This is a genomic window from Pseudomonas sp. SHLD1 (assembly GCF_028640935.1).
Classification (GTDB): Bacteria; Pseudomonadota; Gammaproteobacteria; order Pseudomonadales; family Pseudomonadaceae; genus Chryseomonas; species Chryseomonas aestiva.
In genome coordinates, this window is sequence record NZ_JAQZAD010000013.1 from 604295 (window position 1) to 625732 (window position 21438).

Here is a 21438-nt window from a genome sequence, read left to right on the forward strand (position 1 = left end):
GAGGAATCAGTCATGGGTGGCTCCCTGGAAGGTGGCGCAGGCGGGTACCGGGTCCTGGCGATAGCGCGCCAGCACCCAGGCGAAGAGGGCGGGTTGGGTCAGGCGCAATTCGGCGGCCTGCTCCAGGGTGCCGGGGCGGGCCAGCACCTGGTAATGGGCGCAATCCAGCGCCTCGCGGGTCTGGCTGACGCTCCGGGTCCAGCTGGCGAAGTCCTGGGCATCCAGCACCCGGATCGGGAAATGCTGGTCCTGGAAGCCTTCGCCGCTGTACTGGGCATTGCGGCCCTCGAACTGGCCGGGCGCGGGAATCTGCAGATAGCGCTGGGTCTGCATGCCGGCCATGGCGTAGATCTGGCCGCCCAGACGCGGCAGCAGCAGGGATTGCATCACCGTATCGCTGGTGAGTTTCAACTGCACCGGTCGCCCCGCCGGCAAGACCAGCTCATTGACCGTGGCGATGCCCTGTTCGGGATAGAGGAACAGCCACTTCCAGTCCAGGCCGATCACCTGGATCTCCAGCGGCGTCACGCCGGGCGTCGGTGAGCGATAGGGGTCCAGGCTGTGGGTGCGGGTCCAGACCAGCACCGCCAGCACCGCGACGATCAGCGCAGGCACGCCCCAGGCGAAGACGTCCAGCAACCAGGAGAATTCCCAGCGCGGCCGGTAGGCGGCACGGTCATTGCCGTGGCGATAGCGCCAGACGATCAGTGGGGTGAGCAGGATCACCGGCAGCACCACCACCAGCGCCAGGCCGACGATCCACAGCAGCAGGTCGCGTTCGCCGCTGGCGGCGAGGCCGGCCGGGGCGAGAAAGCCGTGCTGCAGCGGCGAACAGCCCGTGAGCGAAGCGGCGAGCAGCAGCCCGGCCAGCGCTCCGACGACGGAGCGGCGCTTCGAGGTGCTCCCCGGGCAAGGAGAAGAACGATGCGACTTCAGCGCAAGGGACATGAGCGGTCCTGACCGTAACCAGTTGTTGCAGCCAACAGACCGCCCGAGGGGGCGCGACGTTCACTGGATACTGGCGCTTGGCCGCTGCCGTTCAGGGCAGGGGGGCGTGGATGGCGCGGACTAGGGCTGTTCGGTCTTCCACTGGCCGAGCAGGATGGCGACGAATTTTTCCGCGGCGGGCGACAGCGAGGCGCCCCGGCGCGAGACCAGCCCGAGGGTCCGGGTCACTTCCGGATCGCTGAGCGGCACGCTGACCAGGGTCGGGTGGTCGGCGTCCGGCATGGCCAGGCTGGGCATGGCCGAGACGCCGAGGCCGGCTTCCACCATGCCCAGGGAGGTGGACAGGTGCTGCACCTCATAGAACCACTTGGGGCGGATGCCCCGCGCGGAAAGGGCATGGTCGAGCAGGACCCGGTTGCCGCTCAGGCGCCCCACGCCGATCAGCCGGTGCTCGACCAGCTCGGCCCAGCTGATCGACGGGCGTCCGGCCAGTTCGTGGTCACGCCGGCAGGCCAGCACGAATTGCTCCTGCACCAGCGGCACGAACTCGATGTCCGGGTGCTGGCCGCTGAGCATGTTGATGCCGAAGTCGGCTTCGCCACGCAGCACGGCCTCCAGGCCGTCGTTGGCGCTGAGGTCCAACAGGCGGATGCGGATCTTGGGGTATTGCTCGTTGTACTGGCGGATCACCGAGGGCAGGAAGTAGAAGGCCGCGGTGGGGATGCAGGCCAGGGTGACCTGGCCGGTTTGGCGCTCGGCCAGTTCGCGGATGCTGAGGATGGAATCCTCGAAGTCGTCCAGCAGCCGGCGCGCCTTGGGCAGGAAATCGCGGCCGACGCTGGTGAGGCCGACGCGACGAGTGGTGCGTTCGAGCAGGGGCGTGCCCAGGCCGTCTTCCAGCTTCTTGATGCGCCGACTCAAGGCCGGCTGTGACAGGTGCAGGGCGTCGGCTGCCTCATGGAAGCTGCCCAGTTCGGCGATTTTCACGAAAGATCGAATGTCTTGCAGCTCGTAGTCCATGAATGCCCTGTCCCGGAAAACCGGCTTTATTGATTAATAAAGTGGAATAATAGCGCTGATATTTGCATTGGATAGATTTATCTGCCGCTGCCAATCTTGCTCCCAGAACATCAATAACCGCTATTGATCAACAAGAGTCAGCAGTCATGCAACGTATTCCCTGCGTTCTCATGCGAGGTGGCACCTCCAAGGGCCCCTTCTTCCTCGCCAGCGACCTGCCCAGCGATCCCGTCCAGCGCGACGAGATGCTGATCGACCTCATGGGCGCCGGCCACGAGCTGGAAATCGATGGTATCGGCGGCGGCAGCCCTCAGACCAGCAAGGTCGCCATCATCAGCCCGTCCGGTCATCCCGATGCCGACGTGGACTATCTCTTCGTCCAGGTGATGGTCGCCGAGCGCCGCGTCGATACCGCACCCAACTGCGGCAACATGCTCTGCGCCGTGGGTCCCTTCGCCGTGGAGCAGGGGATGGTCGCCGCCAGAGACGGCAAGACCCTGGTGCGCATCCGCAACCTCAACACCAACAGCTTCGTCGATTCCCTGGTGCATACGCCCGGCGGCCTGGTGCGCTATGAAGGCGACACCGCCATCGACGGCGTGCCCGGCACCGCCGCGCCGGTGCAGCTGACCTTTCTCGACGCCGTGGGCAGCAAGACCGGCAAGCTGTTTCCCACCGGCCAGGCCACCGATGTCTTCGATGGCGTGCCGGTGACCTGCATCGACATGGCCATGCCGATGATGATCGTCGACGCCCGCTACCTGGGCGTGACCGGCAGCGAGCGGCCGGCCGAACTGGACGCCAACGCGGCGCTGCTGGCGCGGCTGGAAGACCTGCGTCTGCAGGCGGGTCGGGCCATGGGCCTGGGCGATGTCAGCGGCAAGGTGATCCCCAAGCCGGTGCTGATCTCCGCGCCCCAGCACGGCGGCACCCTGCAGGTGCGCTACTTCATGCCGCACAGCTGCCACCGGGCGCTGGCCATCACCGGCTCGATCGGCCTGGCCACCGCCTGCGTCACCCCGGAGACCGTGGTGATGGCGCTACTGGGCGAGGCGGCGCGTGACCTGACCACCGTCCGCCTGGAGCATCCGAGCGGCGGGATCGACGTGGTGCTGTCGCGCGGCGGCGCGGACGGCACTACCATCCAGGCCTCGGTCGTCCGGACCGCGCGCCGTCTGTTCGCCGGCCATGTCTACGCACCCACCGCGCGGAGGCTCGCCGGCTGACGTAGCACCCCACCCCCCACCAGCGCATCCGCACAACTTCAATAAACGGTGATGCCCCATGAAACTTGCCAAATCGCTGTACTTCCAGATCCTCTGCGCCGTGGTCCTCGGGGTGCTGGTCGGTCACTTCTGGGCGCAACAGGCCGTCGCGCTCAAGCCCCTGGGTGACGCCTTCATCAAGCTGATCAAGATGATGATCGCCCCGGTGGTGTTCTGCACCATCGTCACCGGCATCGCCGGCATGACCGACAAGAGCACCCTGGGTCGGCTGATGGGCAAGACGCTGCTGCTGTTCCTGGTGCTCACCGTCATCAGCCTGTTCATCGGCCTCGGCGCGGTCTACCTGTTCCAGCCCGGCGTGGGCATGAACATCGATCCCGCGACCCTGAGCACCGCCAGCATCGCCCAGTACACGGCGTCGGCGGCCAAGCTCAGCGTGGTGGACTTCTTCATGCACATCATCCCGGACACCTTCATGGGAGCGTTCAACAAGGGTGAGGTGCTGCCGGTGCTGTTCATCGCCGTGCTCTGCGGCTTCGCGCTGTCCGCCATGGGCGAGCGCGGGCGGCCGGTGCTGGAGGTGCTGGAGTCGGCCTCACAGATGGTCTTCCGCATCTTCGGCTACCTGATGCGCTTCGCGCCGGTGGGTGCCTTTGGCGCCCTGGCCTTTACCGTCGGCCAGTACGGCATCACCTCGCTGGGCTCCCTGGCGAAGCTGATCGCCACCCTCTACATCGCCTGCGCCTTCTTCGTCTTCGTGGTCCTGGGCGCCCTGTGCCGCTCGCGCGGCTTCAGCCTGTGGCAGCTGCTGCGCTACTTCCGCGAGGAATTCCTGGTGGTGCTCGGTACCTCGTCCACCGAGCCGGTGCTGCCGCGCATGCTGCAAAAGCTCGAAGGCCTGGGCTGCAAGAAGGGCGTGGTCGGTCTGGTGCTGCCTACCGGCTACTCCTTCAACCTGGACGGCACCGCCATCTACCTGTCGCTGGCCGCAGTGTTCATCGCCCAGGCCTGCAACATCGAGCTCAGCCTCGGCCAGACCCTGACCATGCTGGCGATCATGCTGCTGTCCTCCAAGGGCGCGGCAGGGGTCACCGGCAGCGGCTTCGTCGCCCTGGCCTCGACCCTCACCGTGATCCACGACATCCCGCTGGCCGGTCTGGCGCTGCTCATCGGCATCGACAGATTCATGTCCGAGGCCCGCGCCCTGACCAGCCTGGCCAGCAACGCCGTGGCCACCGTGGTGATCGCGCTGGGCGAGGGCGCATGCGATCGCGAGAAGCTGATGCGCGCCCTGGCCAGTGGAAAGGCTGAACCCGTGGCGCTGCCCGAGGCCGCCGAGTGGACGGCACCGGACGTTCGTCCCCACGCCTGATCGCTCCAACCACGGCATCGCTGCACTCCCACCTCCGCGCCGTCAGCTGGCCGGAGGCGGGGATCGGCTGGCCCGCGTCCGGCCAGACCCACGACAAGAACAAGGGATATGCCTATGCTCGCGCTTCTCGGTCTGATCATGGTGGTGACCTTCACCTACCTGATCATGAGCAAACGTCTGTCGCCCATCGTGGCGCTCACCGTGGTGCCCATCGTCTTCGCCCTCATCGGTGGCTTCGCCCCCACCACCGGCAAGATGATGCTCGATGGCCTGAAGATGGTGGCGCCCTCGGCGGCGCTGCTGCTGTTCGCCATCCTCTTCTTCGGCCTGATGATCGACGCCGGGCTGTTCGATCCGCTGATCCGCAAGATCCTCAAGCGCGTCAACGGCGACCCGGTCAAGATCGCCATCGGCACCGCGCTGCTCTCGCTGCTGGTGGCCCTGGACGGCGACGGCACCACCACCTACATGATCACCTGCGCGGCCATGCTGCCGCTGTACAAGCGCATCGGCATGAATCCCATGGTGCTGGCGACCGTCTCCATGCTCTCGCTGAGTATCATGAGCGGCATGAGTCCCTGGGGCGGACCGGCCACCCGCGCCATCGCCGCGCTGGGGCTGGACGCCACCGCCTACTTCATTCCCATGCTGCCCACGGTGATCGGCGGGGCGGCCTGGGTGGTCTTCACCGCCTTCCTGCTCGGTCGCCGCGAACGCGCGCGCATCGGCAACGTCGCCCTGGAGAGCGGCGGGGCGGCCGGCGGCAAGTGTTATATCGAGGAGATCCTTGGCGATTCGCCGACCAAGCGGCCGCGGCTGGCCTACGTCAACCTGGTGCTGGTGATCGCGGTGATGACCGCCCTGGTCATGGGTGTGATGCACGCCGCCATCCTGTTCATGATCGGCTTCGTGTTAGCGCTGATGATCAACTATCCGCAGCTGGAGTTGCAGAAGGAGCGCATCCTGGCGCATTCCGGCAACGCCATGACCGTGGTGCTGCTGGTGTTCGCCGCGGGCATCTTCGCCGGCATCTTTTCCGGCACCAAGATGGTCGACGCCCTGGCCCAGACGCTGGTCGACTGGATTCCGCCGGCCTGGGGCCACTGGTTCCCGCTGGTGGTGGCCATCACCAGCATGCCGCTGACCTTCGTGCTGTCCAACGATGCCTACTACTTCGGCGTGGTGCCCATCCTGGCCAACGCCGCCGCGGCCTACGGCATCGATCCGGTGGAGATCGCCCGCGCCTCGGTGCTGGGCCAGCCGGTGCACCTGATGAGTCCGCTGGTGGCCTCGACGCTGCTGCTGGTGGGCATGGTCGACCGCGACATCGGTGACTTCCAGAAGGCCACCGTCAAGTGGGCGGTGCTGACCTCGCTGGTCATCACCGTGCTCGCCCTGGCCACCGGCGCCATTTCCTTCTTCGTCTGACGCCGGCGGCCTGGCCCTTATGGCTGGGCGGGGATGGGCTTGAGACCGCTGTCCTCGATCGCCTTGGCGGCGTCCTTCGAGGCCAGATACTGCAGCAGGGCGCGCGCCGCATCCGGGTGCGTGCTCTTGCTGACCACGGCGCCGGAATAGAGGGTCATCTTCTGCGCCTGGTCGGGGATCAGGCCGACGATGTCGATGCCCTGCACCGGCTTCAACTCGCTCAGCTGCTGGAAGCCCAGCTGCGCGTCACCCCGGGCGACGACTTCGCCCACCGGCTCGGCGGGGATCATGCGCGCCTTGGCCTTGAAGGCATCGCTCAGCTGCATGCGCGGAAAGAGGATGTGCGCCAGGTAGACGCCGCTGGCGCTGTCGGAATAGGCCACCGACTGGGCGCTTTCCAGGCTCTGCTTGAAGGCCTCCATGGTGGAGATGTCCGGCTTGGGCGCGCCCTTGCGCACCGCCAGGGCGATGAAGGACTGGCCCAGGTCGACGCGGCTGTCCTTGAGCGCCTGGCCGTTGGCGACCAGCTTGTCCAGCGCCGAACCCACCATCAGCACCACGTCGGCCGGCTCGTTGCGGGCCAGGCGCTGGGGGATGGCCTGGGGCGTGTCGCCCATGGACGGCGCGGCGGCGATGTCCAGTTTCACGCCGGTGGCCTTTTCGTAGGCCGGGGCGACTTCGCGGATGGCGCCCATGATGCCGCCCGAACTCAGCACCGTGAGGGTGGTGACGGGTTGCGCGGCCAGCAGCGGCGTGGAGGCCAGCAGCAGGGCGCCGAGGGCGAGGGTGGGCAGACGTCGAAACATGGTGAAGACTCCAGGGTGAAAAGACCGACGATAGACCGCGGGCGAGGCGGAAGCGCGTTAGTCCGAATGAAGAAAAATTTAATTTACCGACCTGGGCGTTTTCCCTAGGGTGTCCGGTCCGCCAGACCGGGCGCCAGATCCAGAGGCCATCATGACCCAGGCTTTGGTCATCGAAGACGACGAGGTGACCGCCCACGCCATCGCCAGCGAATTGCAGGCGCAAGACTATCAGGTACGCTGGGAGCGCACCGGCCGCGACGGCCTGGCCGCGGCCATCGCCGGTGGCCACGACATCATCACCCTCGACCGCATGCTGCCGGACTTCGACGGCCTGACCATCGTCAGCACCCTGCGCGGCCTCGGCATCGCCACCCCGGTGCTGATGCTCAGCGCGCTGTCCGATGTCGACGAGCGCGTCCGCGGCCTAAGATGCGGCGGTGACGACTACCTGACCAAGCCCTTTTCCCTGGTGGAGATGATGGCGCGGCTGGAGGCGCTGCTCAGGCGGCCGGCGGCCCAGTCCGCCAGTCACCAATTGCGGGTGGGCGAGCTGACCCTGGACCTGATCGAGAACACCCTGACCCGCGCCGGCGAGGCCATCGCCCTGCTGCCCACCGAGTTCAAGATCCTCACCTACCTGATGCGCAACGCCGGGCAACTGGTCACTCGCACCATGCTCTTCGAGCAGGTCTGGGGCTATCACTTCGATCCGGGCACCAACATCATCGACGTGCACATGGGGCGGCTCAGACGCAAGATCGAACGGGCGGGACGGCCGCTGGTGCATACCGTTCGCGGAGCCGGCTATGTCCTCGTCGTCCCGGACTAGGCGCTGGCGCTCGGGCAGCAGCCGCCTGCTGGCGCTCTATGCGCTGCTCTTCGTGGCCTGGGGCGCGGTCTTCACCGGGGTGCTCTACTGGCAGATCTCCGGCTACCTGGGCGCCGTGGCGGAGCGCACCCTGCTGCAGCGGGCGCACTACTACGGCAAGGTGGCCGACGCCGACCTGCTGGGCGAGTTGCAGGCCAGCGAGGTCTATTCCATGCCCGGCATCGACGCCTACGGCCTGTTCGAGGCCGATGGTCGCCCTATCGCCGGCAACCTGGTCAAGCTGCTGCGCAACCTGCCGGACGACGGCCAGGTGCACTACCTGCAGCGTGGCCTCAGGACCACCGACGCCCTGGACGAGACGCGCAGCAGCCATGCCTTTCTGCAGCGCCGCGCCGACGGCCGCATCCTGGTGCTGGCCCGCGATGGCGGCTCCATCTCGGCGGTGGGCGGCATCATCGGCCAGGCGCTGTTCTGGGGCCTGTCGCTGACGCTGATCCCCGGGCTGGTCGGCTGGCACCTGCTGCGGCGACGACCGCTGCGGCGCGTCGAGCGACTGCAACGCAGCCTGGAACGGATCGTCGCCGGTCACCTGGAAGAACGCCTGCCGCTGTCGCCGCGGCACGACGAGCTGGACATGCTGGCCGATGCGGTCAATACCACCCTGGCGCAGCTGGAGCGCTCGATGCACGAGGTGAAGGGCGTCTGCGACGGCATCGCCCATGACCTGCGCACCCCGCTGACCCGGCTGCGCGCGCGCCTGCACCAGCTGCAGCAGTTGCCGCTGGCCGAACCCCAGGCCGACAGCCTCGGCGAGGCGCTGGCCGAGACCGAAGCCATCATGTCGCGCTTCCAGGGGCTTCTGCGCATCTCCGAGCTGGAGGACACTCGGCGGCGTATGGCCTTCGCGCCCCTGGACCTGGCGGCGCTGCTGCGCCAGGCCCATGACTTCTACGAACCCCTGGCCCAGGAAAAGGCTCAGATTCTGAGCCTGGAACTGGGCGAGGATCTACCGGAGGTGCAGGGTGACGCCGAGTTGCTGTTCGAGGCGCTGGTCAATCTGCTCGACAACGCCCTCAAGTTCGCCCCCGAGGGCGGCCGGGTGCGCCTGGTGGCGCGCGCGGTCGGCCTGACGGTGCGCATCGAGGTGGTCGACGACGGCCCCGGCATTCCCGAGGCCGAGCGCGAGAGTGTGTTGCGCCGGCTCTATCGCGGCGATGCCAGTCGCCAGCAACCGGGCTATGGCCTGGGCCTGTCGCTGGTGGCGGCCATCGTCCGCCTGCATGGTTTCAGCCTGAACATCGAGACGGCCGAGCCGCGGGGAGCGCGGGTGGTCATCACCAGCGCCGGCTGAGGCGCGGCTTCCTAAATTTTTCTTCACTTTCCTTCATTTGAGACCGGGGCAGGGCTCTCCCAGGATGGCGGGCCTCCACTGCCACACCGGATCTGCCGCTCGTGAAACACCCCTTGCTCTGCCTCGGTCTCGCCGCCCTGGGTCTCGCCTGGCTCGGCCAGGTCGAGGCTGCGCCCACCGCCGCACCCGCCGCTGCGCACGCCGCCAATGTGCTGATTCCTTCGCCACCCCAGCTCTCGGCCAAGGCCTGGGTGCTGATGGATGCCACCACCGGCCAGGTGATCGCCGAGGAGGATTCCCATGAGCACCTGCCGCCAGCCAGCCTGACCAAGTTGATGACCGTCTATGTGGCGACCCGTGACATCCAGGCCGGCCAGCTCAAGGCCGACGACAAGGTCACCGTCAGCGAGCAAGCCTGGCGCACCGAGGGCTCGCGGATGTTTCTCGATCCGCGCACCCCGGTATCGGTCCACGATCTCCTGCAGGGCATCGTCATCGATTCGGGCAACGACGCCAGCGTGGCCCTGGCCGAGCACATCGCCGGCAGCAACGAGAGCTTCGCCAGCCTGATGAACGCCACGGCCCAACGCCTCGGCCTGCACGACAGCCACTTCATGAATCCCACCGGGTTGCCTGATCCCGAGCACTTCTCCTCACCCTACGACATGGCGCTGCTGGCGCGCGCCATCATCCAGGACGAGTCGGCCTACTATGAGCTCTATGCCAGGAAGTACTTCACCTGGAACGGTATCCGCCAGCCCAATCGCAACCTGCTGCTCTGGCGCGATCACACCGTGGACGGCCTCAAGACCGGGCATACCGAGGCGGCCGGCTACTGCATGGTGACCTCGGCGCTGCGCGACGGACGCCGGCTGATCACCGCGGTATTCGGTTCCAACTCCATCAACAACCGTGCGGCGGACACCCAGAAGCTGCTGACCTATGGCTATCGCTTCTTCGACAACCTGACCCTCGACAAGGCCGGCGTCGCCCTGGGCACCCCGGCGGTCTGGGAGGGCGAGCGGGCGAGCCTGCCGGTGGGCGTGACCCAGGACGTGGTCCTGACCCGACCCAAGGGCCAGCAACCGCCCGAGCGCCGCCTGGTGCTGGACGAGCCGCTGGTGGCGCCCATCGCCCAGGGCGCCGTGGTCGGCCGCCTGGAGCTGGTGGACGGCGAGCGCATTCTGCAGACTCGCCCGCTGGTGGCCCTGGAGGCGGTGGAGCAGGGCGGCTGGTGGTCGCGCTGGCCGCAGCACCTCTACCGGCTGGTGCTGCACTGGTTCGGCCGGATCTGACCCGCGGGGGCGGATTCAGTCCGCCTGCTGCAGATGTTCACGCAGGAAGGCGTTCATCCGCTCCAGCGTCCAGCGCACACCTGGCAGCACCCCGAGCATCTCGATGAAGCCGTGGATCATGCCCGGCAGCTCGTGGTACTCCACGGCGTTGCCGGCACCGATCAGCGCCTGGGCATAAAGGCGGGCGTCGTCGCGCAGGGCGTCGCATTCGGCGCCGAAGATCAGTGCCGGCGGCAGGTTGGCGTGGGAGGTGGCATAGAGCGGCGAGACGCGTGGGTCGCGGGTATCCACGTCGCGCAGATACATCCCGGAGAAGTAATCCATCATCGGCCGGGTCAGCGGCGGGACCTTGGCATTCTCGATGCGCGAGGGGTGATTCCAGGCTTCGGGCGTGTTGTCGACGCCGGGATAGATCAGCACCTGGGCCTTGAGCGCGAGCGGTCCTTCGCGCAGGTGCAGCGCGGCCATGGCCGCCAGGCCGCCGCCGGCGCTGTCGCCGGCTACCGCGACGCGGTCGAGATCGAGGTGGAAGGCGCCGCCGGCCTCGGCCAGCCAGTGCAGGACGGCCAGCACATCGTCGGGACTCGCTGGTGCCGGGTGCTCGGGGGCGAGGGCATAGTGCACCGCCAGCACCGCATGGCCGGTACCCAGGGCGATCTGGCGGCAGAGCGAGTCATGGCTGTCCAGGTCGCCGATCACCCAGCCACCGCCGTGCAGATAGACCACCAGCGGGCGGGGTCGATCGTCTTCCGCGTAGGGCCGGTACAGGCGCAGCGGGATGGGGCCGAGGGGACCGGGAGCGTTGAGCTCGTCCACCCGCGTCACCGCTGCCGGCGGCAGGCCGAGGGCGCGATTCAGCTGCACATAGGCGGCGCGCGCCTGCTCCGGGGTGAGGCTGTCCAGCGGCGGCTGCGGGTGGGCGGCCAGCTGCGCCAGCAGGCCGGCAACCTCGGGAGTGAGGCGCGCGAAGACGTCGTGCATGGGGCTTCTCCTGTGGTCCCGGGCGCCAGGATGGAGGCCGGGTCGCCGCCAGCCTCGCCGGAGCGCCCGGGCGGGTCTATCGATCAGATGAACGATGGCGACCGGCGTTGGACCGCGGCTCGCGCGCGGCCGTGGCGCGGGCGCGCCGCTGGCAGAGGGCGGCCTATCCTGCATCTGAACGATAGGCGCACCGTCCCGCTACGGTAAACTCGGACCCAAGCCAGGCCCTCCTGAGGCCGGCGTTCTACCCAACGACAATCAGAACAATGGGGGTAGCATGGATCAGTCAGCCGTCCTTTCCTGCAGTGTACCCAGCGCGGTGGTCGCTCGCTTCAGCCAGGTCGTCCTGGCGCTGCAAGCCCGTCTGCGTGGCGGGGCCATCACCGAATTCCATGCCCAGGCCCTGGAGCAGCTGCAGCGCCTGGTCGCCTTCGACAAGGCCTGGTGGGGAAATTCCGCCTGGCGTGACGGCGCTCCCGTGGCGCACAGCACCTTCCTGCTGGGGCTGCCTCGCAGCTATACCCGGGAATGGGATGCCCTCAAGGCCGACGACCGCGCCCTAGGCGACCTGCATCAGGAACAGGGCCGCTGTCAGCTGTTCGATTGCCGGGACCGGACGGCCGCACCAACCCTGGCTGCCCTGGGGCAGCGGTATGGCCTGGCCCATGGCCTGCGCATCGTGCTCACCGATGACCAGACCCGCCTGGGCGTGCACCTCACGCTGTTCCGCGAGGATCCCGCCACGCCTTTCACCGCGCTGGAATGCCAGCTGGTGGAATGGCTGATGCCACACCTGCTGCATGCCGAGCGCGAGAGCTGCCTGCGCACCCTGGCGACCCTAAGGGACAGCCAGGGCAGCTTCGACGAAACAGCCCTGGCGGTGTGCGATCGCTATGGCGTGCTACTGTCCATGGAGCCCGGCTTCGCCGCCCTGCTGGCGGGGGAGTGGGAGGGTTGGCACGGCAATCGCCTGCCGGCCGCCTGTGATCCCCAGGGCACCTACCAGGGTCGCACCCTGCAGCTCGATGCCCAGCCGCTCGGCGATCTGCTGCTGCTCAAGGCGCGCCGGCGCAGTTCGACGGAACGCCTCAGTGCCCGTGAACTGGAAGTGGCCCAGTGCTTCGCCCTCGGCCAGACCTACAAGGAAGTCGCCCGCAACCTGGGCATGGCGCCGGCCACGGTCCGCCATCACCTGAGGCGCATCTACGAGAAGCTCGGCGTCAACCGCAAGGCGCAGATCGCGCAACAGGTCGCCGCCGCGCCGGACTGATCCTCCCCTGATCCCTATGCCAAGACCGGGCGCTCGCGCACCCGGTGAGGCCTCGCTCGCCCGCTCGAAAGCCCTGAGGAATCCTGCCATGCCGTCTCTGCCCGGAATGCTGACCCGCGCCGCCGTCCTGTCGCTCGCCGCGCTGGCCACCACCACCCACGCCACCGAAAAGGGCATGCCGACCACCGCGGCCGGCGTGCAGGACTTCGGCGCCGGCTTCATGCCGCCGTCGACGCCCGTCGGCACCTTCGGCATGCGCTTCAGCGACTACCAGGCACGGGTGATCAAGGACAGCCATGGCCGAGACGATGGCAACGATTTCAACATCAATGTCCTGGCCATCGGCCTGGCCTACCTGCGCATGACCGACCAGCAGCTGTTCGGTGCGCGCTACGGCTTCGGTGCGGTCTCGGTGTTCTTTCGCATGGACGCCGATCTCGGCATCAACGCCGGCGGGCAGCGGGTGTTCAGCGACAGCGCCGAGCTGTTCCGCCCGGCGGATCTGCAGCTGATTCCGCTGATCCTCGCCTGGGAGCCGGCGCCCGGCGTGGGCATCAACACCCAGCTGTCGATCCAGGCACCTACCGGCGACTATGACAAGAAGCGGCTGGTCAGCCCCGGGACCAACCATTGGACGGTCTCGCCGATCCTCAACGCCAGCTACATCAGCCCGAGCGGACTGGAGCTGTCGTCCAGCTTCCAGGTCGACATCAATGCGCGCAACGCGGCCACCGACTATCGCAGCGGGGTGGAGTATCGCCACGAATTCGCCGTCGGCCAGCACCTCGGTCCCTGGACCGTGGGGCTGGGCGGCTACTACTACCGCCAGCTCAGCGACGACGACGCCCCCGGCCTGACCCGCGGCAACCGTGCCCGGACGCTGGCCCTGGGTCCGGCGCTCAGCTTCTTCGACCCCGCCTCGGGCTTGCCGGCCATCTGGCTGCACGCCTACAGGGAATTCGAGACGCGCAACCGGGCGGAGGGCTATACCGTGGCGCTGAAAATCGGCGCCAGCTTCTAGAGCGGCGTGCTAGACGCCTAGCATCTCGCGTACCCGGGCCGCCAGGGTGTCCATGGCAAAGGGCTTGGTGAGGATTTCCATGCCCGGATCCAGATGCCCGTTGCCGATGGCGGCATTCTCGGCATAGCCGGTGATGAACAGGGTCTTGAGCCCCGGACGCGACTGGCGCCCCGCCTCAGCCATCTGCCGACCGTTCATGCCGCCGGGCAGGCCGACGTCGGTGATCAGCAGGTCGAGCGACACGTCCGATTGCAGGATCTTCAAGCCAGTGAGGCTGTCGGCCGCTTCGATCACCGCGTAACCGAGGTCTTCAAGAATATCCACGACCAGCATCCGCACCGTCGGCTCGTCGTCGACGATGAGCACCGTTTCGCCCTGGGTGCTACCGGCCACCTCCCGGCGCGCGGCCAGGCCTTCGTCGGCCGGCGCCTCGCCCAGGTAGCGCGGCAGATAGATGCACAGCGTGGTGCCCTGGTTGATCTCGGAGTAGAGCCGTACCTGGCCGCCGGACTGGCGCGCGAAGCCATAGATCATCGACAGGCCCAGGCCGGTGCCCTGGCCGATGGGCTTGGTGGTGAAGAACGGCTCGAACACCCGGGCCGCGACCTCCGGCGCGATGCCCACCCCGGTATCGGTCACGCACAGCGACAGGTACTGACCTTCCGGCAGATCCTGGGCGCGGGCGCTCTCGCGATCCATCCAGCGGTTGGCGGTCTCGATGGTGATGCGACCGCCCTCGGGCATGGCGTCGCGGGCATTGATGCAGAGATTGAGCAGTGAGTTCTCCAGCTGGCTGGGGTCCACCAGGGCCGGCCAGAGGCCCGCGGCGCCGACGGTTTCCACCTGGATGCCAGGCCCCACGGTACGCTGGATGAGTTCGGTGAGGCCATCGATCAGCTGGTTGACGTCCACTGGCCGCGGCGCCAGGGTCTGGCGCCGGGAAAAGGCCAGCAGCCGGTGGGTGAGGGCGGCGGCGCGCTTGGCCGCGCCCTGGGCGGCGATCAGGTAGCGATCGAGTTCGCGCAGCCGCCCCTGGGCGATGCGCGTCTCCATCAGTTCCAGGGCACCGGAGATACCGGCCAGCAGGTTGTTGAAATCGTGGGCAAGACCGCCGGTGAGCTGGCCGACCGCTTCCATCTTCTGCGACTGACGCAGCTTTTCCTCGGCTTGCATCAGCTCGGCCGAGCGTTCGGCCACCCGGATTTCCAGGGTCTCGTTGAGGGTACGCAAGGCGGCCAGAGCCTTGTCCCGCTCGGCTTCGATGGCACGCCGCTCCTCGACGTCGATGAGCACCCCGGGAAAACGCAGCGGGGTGCCGTCGGCAGCGTGATCGACGCGGCCATTGGCCTCGATCCAGTAGTAGTTGCCGTCGGCGCGCCGTACCCGGTACTGGTGGGCGAAGGGACCGCTCTGGGCGATCACTCCGTCGATGGCCCGGGCGAGACCGTCCTTGTCGTCGGGGTGGACGTTGGCCACCACCTGGGCCAGGCTCAGGCCTTCGCGACCCAGGCGCGGATCGAGACCGAAGACCGTGGCGAAGGCTTCGTCCACGGTGAATCGGTCGGTGGGCAGGTCCCAGTGCCAGGTGCCGATGATGGCGCCGGCGGACAACGCCAGCTGCACCCGCTCGATGTTTTCCCGTGCCAGGGCCTCGCTGATGCGCAGCCGTTCCTCGGCGTTGCGCCGCTCGGTCACGTCACTGAAGAGGATGGCGATCTGGCGCTCGTCGGGATCGCCCACCCGTACGGCGCGAACATCGAACCAGCGCTCGAAGGTGTTGGCGTAGTTCTCGAAGGTCGCCGGCTCGCCGGTCTTGGCCACATGGCCGTAGGTCTCGAACCAGAACTGTTCCAGGTTGGGGGCGAATTCGGTCACCCACTTGCCACGCAGGTTGACCCCGGCCTGGCGCTCGAAGGCCGGGTTGGCTTCCAGGAAGCGGTAGTCGATGGGCTTGTCGTCGGCGTCGAACTTGACCTGGACGATGGCGAAGGCCGAACCGATGGTCTCGATGATGGCGCGAAAGCGTTCCTCGCTCTTGCGCAGGGCGGTCTCGGCCGTCTGCAGCTGGCTCATGTCCAGCAGGGCGCCGATCATCCGCAGCGGGCGCCCGTAGCTGTCGCGGATCACCCGGCCGCGGTCGAACACCAGCGCATAGGAGCCGTCGGCGCGCTGGAAGCGGTATTCATCGGTCCAGACCAGGCCGTCGCCGTCGATCACCGCATGGATAGAGGCCGCGATACGGGTGCGATCGTCCGGGTGGATCCGGCTCAGCCACCAGTCGCTGGTCGATTCGACCGCGGTGGGGGTGTGGCCATAGGCCGTGTGCAGCGCCTCGTTCCAGAGCACCTTCCCGGAGGCGAAGTCCCAGTCCCAGATGGCATCGTTGGTGGCTTCGGCGACCAGGCGATAGCGTTCCTGGGTTTCCTTGAGCGCAAGGCCCGCCAGGTGTTCTTCGGTGCGGTCACGCAGGATCTTGACGAAGCCGAGGGGCTCGTCGTCGTCGTCGTTAAGCGCCATCATCTCGCCGGAAGCCCAGAAGCGCTGCCCGTCCTGGCGCAGGTGCCAGCGCTCGTCGATGGCGCTGCCGTCGCGCAGGGCCTTGGCCATCTCGTACTCGGCACGACGGTTGGCACGGTCCTCCGGAGTGAAGAAACGCGAGGCATCCTGGCCGATCATCTCCTGGGCGGTCCAGCCCATGACCTGCTCGGCACCGGGATTCCAGTCGGTAATGAGCCCCTCGGAGTCGCAGACCACGATGGCGAACTGGGTGGTGCTCTCCAGCACGGCGCGGCTGCGTGCCTTGCTGGGCCGGCGGACGGCGCCGGTCGGGGCCATGGCGCGGTCCTCGGTGGACAGCAGGGCGGCGCGCAAACGCAGGACTTCGGCTTCGAGTTCCTCGCGCGTCAGCGTTGCCAGGGGTGCCTCACTCATCTTGCAGGGGATCCTCGGGAGAAAGCGGTCTGAGCATCATTCGACCACACGGACGGCAGAGTGTGGCGGCCTCGTGCGACGCACGATAGGCCTTGCCGCTGATCGGCAAGCTGAGCGGCAGGAACGGCCTGGGTACCGCCCGGATTGCGGCTGCGACCAAGCGAAACGGCCATGGCGCAGAGGTCGCCGGGATAGAGCGGGGCAGGGGCGGCGGCCCACGGCAGCGGCTGGCGCGCGGCGGTTGTCCGGCGCCGATGAAACGACCCTTCGCGGCAGTGGAGGCGCGAGGATACCCCGGAACCCGCTTGCCGTCGTCGACCTCTACGAAGGCAAGCGGCGGCCCTCGCGACCGCCAGACCCCTTCCCGAACGGACCGCGCAGGAGCACTTCAAGCATGGCCATGGAATCCTCCCCTGCAACCGCTACGCTCAAACGCGCCATCACCCTGCCCATGCTGCTGTTCTTCATCCTCGGCGACGTCCTGGGCGCGGGTGTCTATGCCCTGGCGGGCACCATCGCCGGGCGGGTCGGCGGTGCCATCTGGGCGCCCTTGCTAGTGGCCTTGCTGTTCGCCCTGCTGACCGCGGCTTCCTATGCCGAGCTGGTCACCAAGTACCCCAAGGCGGGGGGCGCGGCGGTGTTCGCCGAGCGAGCCTTCGGGCGGCCCTGGCTGTCCTTCCTGGTGGGCTTCTCGATGCTGGCCGCCGGGGTTACCAGCGCGGCAGGGTTGGCGGTGGCCTTTGCCGGGGGCTATCTGCAGGCACTGGTGCCCTGGCCCGCCAGTTGGGTCTGCCTGGCCTTCCTGGTGCTCATCGGCCTGCTCAACGCCCGGGGCATCAAGGAATCGCTGTCGGTCAATCTGGTGATGACCCTGATCGAGCTGTCAGGCCTGGTGATCGTCGTCGCGGCGGCGGCCTGGTTCGTCGTCCAGGGACAGGGCGAGCCGGCGCGGCTACTGGAGGTGGACGCGCCCTCGGCCACCGTGGCCATCCTCGGTGCCTCGCTGCTGGCCTTCTATTCCTTCGTCGGCTTCGAGACCTCGGCCAATCTGGCGGAAGAGGTGCGTGACGTCAGCCGCGTCTATCCGCGAGCGCTGTTCGGCGCCCTGGTCATCGCCGGCATCGTCTACATGCTGGTGGGCGCCGGCGCCGCCCTGGTGCTGCCGGTCGACCAGCTCAAGGCGTCGGGCGCACCGCTGATGGACGTGCTCGGTGCCTCGGGCCTGGGGGTGCCGACCCGGGTGTTCGCCGTCATCGCCCTCATCGCCGTGGCCAACGGCGCACTGCTGACCATGATCATGGCCAGCCGCCTGGCCTATGGCATGGCCCGCCAGGGCCTGCTGCCGCCGGTGCTCGGCCGGGTGCTGCCCCGGCGGCAGACCCCCGGAGTCGCCATCCTCGCCACCACTGCGGTGGCCATCGCCCTGACCTATACCAGTACCCTGGATGTACTGGCCGAAACCGTGGTGCTACTGCTCCTGGTGGTCTTCATCAGCACCAACCTGGCGGTGCTGGTGCTCAAGCGCGACCGGGTCGAGCATGCGCATTTCCGCGTCCACTGGCTCTTTCCGGTACTGGCCCTGGGCTCCTGTGCGCTGCTGCTGGCCCAGCAGGGCGCCGCGACCTGGTGGCGCGCCGGGCTGATGCTGCTGGTGGGCGTGGCGCTCTATGGGCTGACGCGCCTGGCCGGTTCGCGCCCGGTCGACGCCTAGGCGCCCACCAGGGCGTAGAGGGTCTGCATGTCGGCTGGCTTGGTCAGGTGATGATCGAAGCCGGCCGCCAGGGCTTCGGCCTGGTCCTGGGCCTGGCCCCAGCCGGTCATGGCGATCAGCCTGACCGCCTGGCCGGCCGGGGTCGCGCGGATCGCCCGGGCCAGCTGGTGACCGGTCAGGCCCGGCATGCCGATGTCGGAGATGACGATCTCGGGGCCATAGCTGTGGAACAGGGTCAGGGCTTGCTGGCCATCGTAGGCGACCCGCACTTCGTGGCCATCCAGCTCGAGGAGTTCGGCGATGGTGTCGGCGATGTCGGGGTTGTCGTCGGCGACCAGGATCCGGCGGGTGGCGGGCGCCGCCGAGGCGGCGGCCACGGCCTCCCGCGCGCTGGCGGGCGGCGCCGCCGTCAGCGGCAGGCTCACGGTGAAGCGGCTGCCCTGGCCCAGGCCGGCGCTGGTCACGGTGATGTCGCCGCCCTGCAACCGCGCCAGTTCGCGGGAAAGGGCCAGGCCGATGCCCAGCCCGGGCGAGCGCTCGGCAAGGCGCGGATCGATCTGACCGAACATCTGGAACAGGTCCGCCAGGCGCTCGGGGGCGATGCCGATGCCGTTGTCGGCGATGTCCACCCGCACCTCGGTATCGCTCGCCTGCACGGCGAGGGTGATCCGTCCCCCTGCCGGGGTGTAACGGGCGGCGTTGCCCAGCAGGTTGATGAAGATCTGCTCCAGGCGCAGCGGATCGGCATGCAGCCAGAGGGGCGCCTCGGGCAATTGCAGCGCGAAGGTCTGGCGCTTGTCCTGCATGGGCGCCAGGGTCGCCTCGGCGGCTGACTGGAGTACCGTCTGCAGGGTGACGAAGGCGTTGTGCAGGGTGATGCGGCCAAAGGTGATGCGCGAGATGTCCAGCAGATCATCGAGCAGGGCGCCCATGCGTTGCACCTGCCGCTCGATGGTCTGGCAACTGCGCTGCCGCTGTTCGGCCGAGGCCTGGGGCGCGGCGATCAGCGCCGCCGCCTGGCGAATGGGGGCCAGCGGATTGCGCAATTCATGGGCCAGCACGGCGAGGAATTCGTCCTTTTGCCGGTCGTTGTCGCGCAGCTGTTGCTCCTGGCGCTTGCGCTCGCTGATGTCGAGAAACCAGACCGCCACGTTGCCGTCGAAGGGGGTGGCGCTGATCTGCAGCCAGCAACTGGCGCCACTGGCATCGGCACCTTGCACTTCGACGGACCAGGCCGCCTCGCCGGCCTGGTGCTCCGCACAGAGCTGCAGGATCCGCGCACTGGCCCAGGGCAGGCGGGCGTTCGCAACGCTGCTGTCGAGGCCCAGGGTGGTGGCGCCTATGGGGTTGAGATAGTCCCAGCTGAAGGCGCCCGCGGTCGTGGGCACGGCGATGCCGAAGGTGACCTGGGAGCTTTCCAGGGCCACCCGCAGCCGACGTTGCGAACGCAGGGCGGCCTCCTGGAGACGGGCGCGGTCGATCACCAGCACCGCCTTGGAGGCGCACAGGTCGGCCAGGCGCTGCTGGCGCGGCGTGGGCTCGCGGGCCTCCGGCAGGTGGACGGTGATGGCGCCGAGCGTGCCGTGCAGGGTACTGCGCAGGGGCACGGCATGCAGGGCGGCGAAGCCCAGGCGGTGGCCCAGGGCGGCCAGGGCGGCGAACCCGGGTGCGGTCGCCAGCGCCGGCACCACCACCCGGGCATCGCTGCGCAGCACGGCGGCACAGGCGCTTTCCGCCAGTGGCAGGGTGACCAGCTGCGCCTGATCTTCCGCCGAGAAGCCGGCCGCGAAATACAGCTGCGGCGGCTTGCCGTCTTCCAGCAGCGAGACGCAGCCCAGGGACGTCTGGTGGAAGCTACAGAGGACCGCGAGGATCTCCTGCAATTGCTGCGGCAGCGAGGGCAACTGCAGCAGACGATGATTGAGCCGCTGCAGGACCTCCAGGTCGGCGACCTGCAGTTGCAGCTGCTCCTGGCTCAGCTGCAGGCTGCGCAGATAGTCGTCGCGTTCCTCTTCGATCAGCCGGCGGGCTTCGGCAGCGGTCAGCAGCGCTTCGCCCACCTGGCGGATCTCCAGCACGTCGCTGTCGGGCAGCATCGGCGGCAGGCGCTGCCCCAGGGCCTGGGCCGCCTCCTGCAGCGCCTGCACCGGCCGGCTGATCCGCCGCGACAGCAGCAGGGCCACCGCCCAGGCGAAGACCACCGACAGCACCAGGCCGCCGCCATAGAGCGCGAAGGAGCGATTGGCGGCTGCGGCCACCTCTTCGGTGGGGATCGCCGTGGTCACGGTCCAGCCGGAATCGGGCAGGCGCACGAAGGCCGTATAGACCTGATGGCCTTCCCGGGTACGGGCGGTACCGACGCCTTCTTCGCCGGGCTGGGCCAGGATCTCGGCCAGACCTGGCAGGGCCGGCTCGCCCAGGCTTTCCTCGTGCAGGCTGGTACGGGCGATGCGCAGGCCATGGCGATCGAATACCGAGCCCACCCAGTCCCTGGGCAGGGCGCGGGCCATGCGCGCCGCCCGGATGCTCTCCGGTGTCATCACCGCGGTCAGCACGAAATTCAGCCGACCTTCGCGCAGCACCGGGACCCGGATCGGAAAAGCCAGCAGCCCGGCGGGTCCGCGGCCCAGTTGCCCGATCACCGGCCGGCGCTGGGCGAGCACCTCGGCAAAGCTGTCCGGTTCGGCGAGAGGCCCACCAGCGGGCCGGTTGACGCTCGATATCCGCCGGACGACCTGGCCCTCCGGCGTGGCCAGCAGCACCGTTCGCCAACCGGGCACCAGCGGCAGGATGCGCCCGACCAGGGTGTCGAAATCGCTCAGGTCACCCGTCCGCAACAGGGGCGACTCGGCCAGCGCCTGGAGAATGGTCACCGAACGGCGTAATTCGCTTTCGATGATGGTGGCGGCCTGGCGACTGGACTCCAGGGCTCGCTGTTCGGCTTCGTGCTGCTGGTGCTGGACGAGCAGCCAGAGCCCCAGGCCGGCTATCAGTGCCAGGGGCACGATTCCGGCGAAGGCAATGGCCAGCAGGCGATTGCGCAAGGGGACCAGACGCGCAGGGCGAAGCTTCGTCGGCAGCATGGAGATTTCGATTGAGGAAAAGGCTCATTCTAGCCTGACTGCACATGGCAATTTGCCAGGGCGGCGGTTGCTCGTCAGCCAGGTGCATCCTCTTGGAGCCCGCGTCGGCTCTAGCCTGCAGCTTCTGGTAGGTATGCTTTTGATCGCCGATGGGTGGCTATTCAGG

General features: G+C 68.1%; 15 protein-coding genes. 9 read left to right on the forward strand and 6 right to left on the reverse strand.

All coding sequences use genetic code 11. The annotated features are described in order from the left end of the window. Positions 1-6: 6 nt before the first annotated feature. Positions 7-948, reverse strand: a complete 942-nt coding sequence (locus PVZ77_RS08190; RefSeq protein ID WP_273806282.1) for a ubiquinol oxidase subunit II — start codon at positions 946-948, stop codon at positions 7-9. A gap of 120 nt (positions 949-1068) precedes the next feature. Beyond that, complete coding sequence (locus tag PVZ77_RS08195) at positions 1069-1968, reverse strand: LysR family transcriptional regulator (RefSeq protein ID WP_007158583.1); 900 nt, start codon at positions 1966-1968, stop codon at positions 1069-1071. Positions 1969-2114: 146 nt separating this feature from the next. On the opposite strand from PVZ77_RS08195, the gene PVZ77_RS08200 reads away from it, so the two are divergent. The 3 genes from PVZ77_RS08200 to PVZ77_RS08210 all read left to right on the forward strand — a co-directional run bounded on the left by PVZ77_RS08200 (position 2115) and on the right by PVZ77_RS08210 (position 5994). Then, positions 2115-3194 carry a 4-oxalomesaconate tautomerase gene (locus PVZ77_RS08200; protein ID WP_183629813.1) on the forward strand — a complete coding sequence of 360 codons (1080 nt, stop codon included), beginning with the start codon at positions 2115-2117 and terminating at the stop codon, positions 3192-3194. A 58-nt stretch (positions 3195-3252) separates the two neighbouring features. Beyond that, positions 3253-4566: a C4-dicarboxylate transporter DctA gene (dctA, locus tag PVZ77_RS08205; protein WP_183629814.1), complete on the forward strand. Its 1314-nt coding sequence runs from the start codon at positions 3253-3255 to the stop codon at positions 4564-4566. Positions 4567-4680: 114 nt separating this feature from the next. Continuing rightward, the gene (locus PVZ77_RS08210) at positions 4681-5994 is read left to right on the forward strand and encodes a CitMHS family transporter (RefSeq protein WP_183629815.1); all 1314 of its coding nucleotides are present in this window, start codon (positions 4681-4683) and stop codon (positions 5992-5994) included. Between the two features lie 17 nt (positions 5995-6011). Here PVZ77_RS08210 and PVZ77_RS08215 read toward each other — a convergent pair whose 3' ends face one another. After that, positions 6012-6800: a substrate-binding domain-containing protein gene (locus PVZ77_RS08215; RefSeq protein WP_273806283.1), complete on the reverse strand. Its 789-nt coding sequence runs from the start codon at positions 6798-6800 to the stop codon at positions 6012-6014. 151 nt (positions 6801-6951) lie between these two features. Between PVZ77_RS08215 and PVZ77_RS08220 the strand changes: the two genes are divergently transcribed. The 3 genes from PVZ77_RS08220 (at position 6952) to PVZ77_RS08230 (ending at position 10275) form a co-directional block, all read left to right on the forward strand. Beyond that, positions 6952-7629: a response regulator transcription factor gene (locus tag PVZ77_RS08220; protein WP_183629817.1), complete on the forward strand. Its 678-nt coding sequence runs from the start codon at positions 6952-6954 to the stop codon at positions 7627-7629. After that, positions 7607-8980, forward strand: a complete 1374-nt coding sequence (locus PVZ77_RS08225; RefSeq protein WP_273806284.1) for a sensor histidine kinase — start codon at positions 7607-7609, stop codon at positions 8978-8980. The genes PVZ77_RS08220 and PVZ77_RS08225 overlap by 23 nt, the downstream gene beginning before the upstream one ends. Before the next feature lie 137 nt (positions 8981-9117). Then, the gene (locus PVZ77_RS08230) at positions 9118-10275 is read left to right on the forward strand and encodes a D-alanyl-D-alanine carboxypeptidase family protein (protein ID WP_273806329.1); all 1158 of its coding nucleotides are present in this window, start codon (positions 9118-9120) and stop codon (positions 10273-10275) included. A 15-nt stretch (positions 10276-10290) separates the two neighbouring features. Here the strand turns inward: PVZ77_RS08230 and PVZ77_RS08235 are convergent, their stop codons facing one another. Continuing rightward, a complete protein-coding gene (locus PVZ77_RS08235; RefSeq protein WP_273806285.1) occupies positions 10291-11256 on the reverse strand; it encodes an alpha/beta hydrolase in 966 nt (321 codons plus the stop codon). Positions 11257-11533: 277 nt separating this feature from the next. On the opposite strand from PVZ77_RS08235, the gene PVZ77_RS08240 reads away from it, so the two are divergent. Together PVZ77_RS08240 and PVZ77_RS08245 are read left to right on the forward strand one after the other, a co-directional pair. Then, positions 11534-12526, forward strand: coding sequence for a helix-turn-helix transcriptional regulator (locus PVZ77_RS08240; protein WP_273806286.1), 993 nt, complete (start codon positions 11534-11536; stop codon positions 12524-12526). Between the two features lie 106 nt (positions 12527-12632). Then, positions 12633-13547, forward strand: coding sequence for a SphA family protein (locus PVZ77_RS08245; protein ID WP_273806330.1), 915 nt, complete (start codon positions 12633-12635; stop codon positions 13545-13547). 9 nt (positions 13548-13556) lie between these two features. Here the strand turns inward: PVZ77_RS08245 and PVZ77_RS08250 are convergent, their stop codons facing one another. Further along, on the reverse strand, positions 13557-16478 hold the full coding sequence (locus tag PVZ77_RS08250; protein ID WP_405046240.1) for a PAS domain-containing hybrid sensor histidine kinase/response regulator: 2922 nt from the start codon (positions 16476-16478) through the stop codon (positions 13557-13559). A 394-nt stretch (positions 16479-16872) separates the two neighbouring features. Between PVZ77_RS08250 and PVZ77_RS08255 the strand changes: the two genes are divergently transcribed. Further along, on the forward strand, positions 16873-18189 hold the full coding sequence (locus PVZ77_RS08255; protein ID WP_443218037.1) for an APC family permease: 1317 nt from the start codon (positions 16873-16875) through the stop codon (positions 18187-18189). On the opposite strand, the gene PVZ77_RS08260 is transcribed toward PVZ77_RS08255, so the two are convergent. Beyond that, entirely contained in the window at positions 18186-21272 is a 3087-nt protein-coding gene (locus tag PVZ77_RS08260) for a hybrid sensor histidine kinase/response regulator (RefSeq protein ID WP_273806287.1), read from the reverse strand. The genes PVZ77_RS08255 and PVZ77_RS08260 overlap by 4 nt on opposite strands. Positions 21273-21438 lie beyond the last annotated feature (166 nt).

Bases quoted from the DNA above. Each gene is read 5' to 3' on its own strand.
- PVZ77_RS08190 (WP_273806282.1), bottom strand. From the start codon at position 948: ATGTCCCTTGCGCTGAAGTCGCATCGTTCTTCTCCTTGCCCGGGGAGC.
- PVZ77_RS08195 (WP_007158583.1), bottom strand. From the start codon at position 1,968: ATGGACTACGAGCTGCAAGACATTCGATCTTTCGTGAAAATCGCCGAA.
- PVZ77_RS08200 (WP_183629813.1), top strand. From the start codon at position 2,115: ATGCAACGTATTCCCTGCGTTCTCATGCGAGGTGGCACCTCCAAGGGC.
- dctA (WP_183629814.1), top strand. From the start codon at position 3,253: ATGAAACTTGCCAAATCGCTGTACTTCCAGATCCTCTGCGCCGTGGTC.
- PVZ77_RS08210 (WP_183629815.1), top strand. From the start codon at position 4,681: ATGCTCGCGCTTCTCGGTCTGATCATGGTGGTGACCTTCACCTACCTG.
- PVZ77_RS08215 (WP_273806283.1), bottom strand. From the start codon at position 6,800: ATGTTTCGACGTCTGCCCACCCTCGCCCTCGGCGCCCTGCTGCTGGCC.
- PVZ77_RS08220 (WP_183629817.1), top strand. From the start codon at position 6,952: ATGACCCAGGCTTTGGTCATCGAAGACGACGAGGTGACCGCCCACGCC.
- PVZ77_RS08225 (WP_273806284.1), top strand. From the start codon at position 7,607: ATGTCCTCGTCGTCCCGGACTAGGCGCTGGCGCTCGGGCAGCAGCCGC.
- PVZ77_RS08235 (WP_273806285.1), bottom strand. From the start codon at position 11,256: ATGCACGACGTCTTCGCGCGCCTCACTCCCGAGGTTGCCGGCCTGCTG.
- PVZ77_RS08240 (WP_273806286.1), top strand. From the start codon at position 11,534: ATGGATCAGTCAGCCGTCCTTTCCTGCAGTGTACCCAGCGCGGTGGTC.
- PVZ77_RS08245 (WP_273806330.1), top strand. From the start codon at position 12,633: ATGCTGACCCGCGCCGCCGTCCTGTCGCTCGCCGCGCTGGCCACCACC.
- PVZ77_RS08250 (WP_405046240.1), bottom strand. From the start codon at position 16,478: ATGAGTGAGGCACCCCTGGCAACGCTGACGCGCGAGGAACTCGAAGCC.
- PVZ77_RS08255 (WP_443218037.1), top strand. From the start codon at position 16,873: ATGGCCATGGAATCCTCCCCTGCAACCGCTACGCTCAAACGCGCCATC.
- PVZ77_RS08260 (WP_273806287.1), bottom strand. From the start codon at position 21,272: ATGCTGCCGACGAAGCTTCGCCCTGCGCGTCTGGTCCCCTTGCGCAAT.